We start from the raw sequence: 631 nt of genomic DNA on the forward strand, positions 1-631 counted from the left end.
CGCTGCGGGACCGGGCGATCGAGGCCTGGCTGCCGCTGGCCCGCCACCTCGCCCACCGCTACTCCGGCCGCGGCGAACCCACCGACGACCTGATCCAGACCGCCACCGTCGGACTCATCAAGGCCGTCGACAAGTTCGACCCCGAACGCGGCGTCGACTTCGCCGGCTACGCCATCCCCACCATCATCGGCGAGATCAAGCGCCACTTCCGCGACCGCACCTGGTCCGTCCGCGTGCCCCGCCGCCTGCAGGAACTGCGCCTGGCCATCACCGAGGCCAACGCCACCCTGACCCACACCCTCGGCCGCTCACCCCAGGTCGGCGACATCGCCGTGCACCTCGGCGTCACCGAGGAAGAAGTCCTGGAAGGCCTCGAAGGCGCCCGCGCCTACAACGCCACCAGCCTGTCCACCCCGATCAGCGCCGACGGCACCACCGAGCTCGGCGACACCCTCGGCGGCGAGGACCACGAATTCGAACTCGCCGAGACCCGCGTCGCCCTCGGCCCCGCCCTGGCCATGCTCGACGAACGCGAGCAGAAGATCCTCACCCTGCGCTTCTACGGCAACCTCACCCAGTCGCAGATCGCCGACCAGGTGGGCATCTCCCAGATGCACGTCAGCCGCCTGCT

The 631-nt window shown here is 70.4% G+C and carries 1 protein-coding gene; it reads left to right on the forward strand.

Going from position 1 to position 631, the window contains the following annotated elements; genetic code table 11:
• Positions 1 to 631 (forward strand): SigB/SigF/SigG family RNA polymerase sigma factor (locus Ani05nite_RS40735; RefSeq protein ID WP_203777582.1); only part of this gene is annotated, 631 nt, incomplete at both ends.

It is taken from the genome of Actinoplanes nipponensis (assembly GCF_016862275.1).
GTDB lineage: Bacteria > Actinomycetota > Actinomycetes > Mycobacteriales > Micromonosporaceae > Actinoplanes > Actinoplanes nipponensis.